Annotated in this window: 3 protein-coding genes; all 3 read left to right on the plus strand. The window is 69.1% G+C overall.

What is annotated here, in order from left to right:
* Nucleotide 1: 1 nt before the first annotated feature.
* The 3 genes from QZV72_RS01205 to QZV72_RS01215 all read left to right on the plus strand — a co-directional run bounded on the left by QZV72_RS01205 (nt 2) and on the right by QZV72_RS01215 (nt 2,245).
* Nucleotides 2-967, plus strand: coding sequence for an ABC transporter substrate-binding protein (locus tag QZV72_RS01205; RefSeq protein WP_297004206.1), 966 nt, complete (start codon nt 2-4; stop codon nt 965-967).
* Complete coding sequence (locus tag QZV72_RS01210) at nt 964-1,716, plus strand: ABC transporter ATP-binding protein (RefSeq protein WP_297004208.1); 753 nt, start codon at nt 964-966, stop codon at nt 1,714-1,716. The genes QZV72_RS01205 and QZV72_RS01210 overlap by 4 nt, the downstream gene beginning before the upstream one ends.
* A gap of 142 nt (nt 1,717-1,858) precedes the next feature.
* Nucleotides 1,859-2,245, plus strand: a complete 387-nt coding sequence (locus QZV72_RS01215) for a hypothetical protein (protein ID WP_297004211.1) — start codon at nt 1,859-1,861, stop codon at nt 2,243-2,245.
* Nucleotides 2,246-2,489 lie beyond the last annotated feature (244 nt).

Below are 2,489 nucleotides of genomic sequence, written 5' to 3' on the forward strand. Positions count from 1 at the left end.
CCTGGCGTCCTCGCTGGTGGTGGCGTCCTGCAGCACCAGCGAGGACGCCCCGATCCGGGTCGACAACTGCGGCACGACCGTCTCCTTCGACGCGCCGCCGCAGAGCATCACCCTGCTCAAGAGCGCGGCGGTGCCCACGCTGGAGCGTCTCGGCGTGCTCGACCGGGTCACAGCGAAGGCGGGCGTGTTCCCCACGGAGTACTACGACGACGCCACGAACAGCGCCCTGGCGGGAATCCCGTCGATCACCGACAAGCTCAACCCGGAGGGGCATGTGCAGGTCAGCCGTGAGGAGGTCGTCGCCACCGGCGCCGACCTGGTGCTCGGTTCGACGGACACGATCAACGCACAGACCATGGCGTCCTCCGGCATCCCGCTCATCGAGGAACCCGCCTTCTGCGGCGCGCTGGAGGGCCCCGCCGCCTGGGACGACGCCTGGGACCAGATCCGGACCTACGGCACCGTCTTCGACCGGGAGACTGAGGCGGACACCTACATCACTGAACTGCAGGACCGGCTGAGCTCGCTGACGCCGGGACCGCCGTTGCGCGTGGCGGTGCTCTACCCGACGCCCGGTGGCGGCACGACCTACGCCTACGGTGCCGGGTCGATGGCCACACCTGTCGTCGAGGCCGCCGGCGGCGTCAACATCTTCGCCGACGAGTCCGACCGGGTCTTCGAGGTCAGCGCGGAGGAACTCGTGGACCGGAATCCGGACGTCATCATCACACTGCATTCGACGGAGACCGGGGACGACGGGGCGGATGCGATGGTCTCCACCGCCGCGTCCCTGCCCGGGATCGACCGGACGACCGCAGGACGCCACGGGCGGATCATGCCGTTGATGCTGAACTACGCCGAGCCGCCGACACCGCTGGCCGTCGACGGGGTGGAGAAGGTCGCCGACTATCTTCGAGCCGCCACCGGTGACGAAGAAGACGCCGGCGCCTCCGGTGACGCCGCATGATCGAGGCGTCCGAGGTCACGGTGCATTTCGGTGCGGTGACCGCGGTCGACGGTGTGTCCCTGACCGTGCCGGATGAGGGCGTCCTCGGGCTGGTCGGGCCGAACGGCTCAGGCAAGACCACACTGCTCAGGGCCCTGTACGGTGCGGTCACGCCGACTGCGGGGACGGTCAGCCTCGATGGCCGACCGCTGCCCGGTCTACGCCGGCGGGAGGTTTCCACGGAGATCGCCGTGGTCACCCAGGAACACTCCGACGGCGGAACCCCGATCTCGGTCGCCGAACTCGTGATGCTGGGTCGGCTGCCTCATCAGGGCGTGTTCGCGCAGACCACGTCCACGGACCGCAGGATCGTGGTGGACGCACTGGGCTCGGTGGGGCTGACCGACCTGGCGTCCCGCGATGTGGCGGTACTGTCCGGCGGGGAGCGGCAGCGTGCGCTCATCGCCCGTGCGCTGGCGCAGCAGGCCGGTCACGTGCTGCTCGACGAGCCGACGAACCACCTCGACATCCGTTACCAGCAGGAGGTCCTGGAGCTGGTCAGCGCCCTGCCGGGGTCGGCGGTCGTGCTGCACGACCTCAATCTGGCGGCCCGGTACTGTGACCGGATCGTGGTGCTGAACCGGGGGCGCGTCGTGGCGTCCGGAACGCCGGCGGAGGTGCTGACGCCGGAGATCCTTGAGCCGGTCTACGGCGTGCGCGTGAAGCGTGTCGAGCTCGACGGGGAGACGCACCTGCTGTTCCCGCGGTAAGTGGCGGTCCTCCACGTCAGCGGCACGCACCGTGAGGCTGCTTTCGCCTCTGACCAGCCTGGCGTTGCGTACTGCGGACATCGCCGATAGCGTCCGCAGTCACCACCGCCGCGTGCCGCCCACATCGACGAAGGACGCCACCATGCCCCGCACCATTGCCGAGAAGCTCCAGATCATGCCCGGCAGTGAACTGCTGCTCGGCCCCATGACCCCGGAGCAGCGTGCACTGCTGGATCCGTTGCCGGCGGGGGTCACCGTCGTCGACTGCGCGGACGGCATCGACCGGGACACGTCCGGTGTCGCCGTGATGTTCGCCGCCGACCGGGCGGCCCTCGACACTCTCCTTGCCGACGCCTTTCCCCTGTTCACGAGTTCGCGGGCGATCTGGGTCGGCTACCCCAAGGGCAACCGGTCGGACATCAACCGTGACAGCATCTGGACCCGCGCTGAGGAGTTCGGGTGGCCGCTCAACGGCAACATCTCCCTGCCTGACACATGGTCGTCGGTCCGGTTCAAGCGCCTCGGCTGACCCTCTGCCGTCCCTGCGTTGCAGCCCCCACGTCAGCAGCACGCAACGTGAGGTCGTTCCAGACCAGCCTCGCGTTGCGTGATGCCGACGTGCTCACGCCACCTCGTGCGTCACGCGGCCAGCGGGTGGTCCGCCGGCAGCGGCGTCCCCACTCCGAAGTCTGTCTCGAGAATGCCCCGTCCGAGGACCGCCGGACTGTCCCACAGGTAACGCTGGTGGTGCAGTTCCCTCATCATCGGCGAGA

Source organism: uncultured Corynebacterium sp. (genome assembly GCF_902782855.1).
GTDB lineage: Bacteria > Actinomycetota > Actinomycetes > Mycobacteriales > Mycobacteriaceae > Corynebacterium.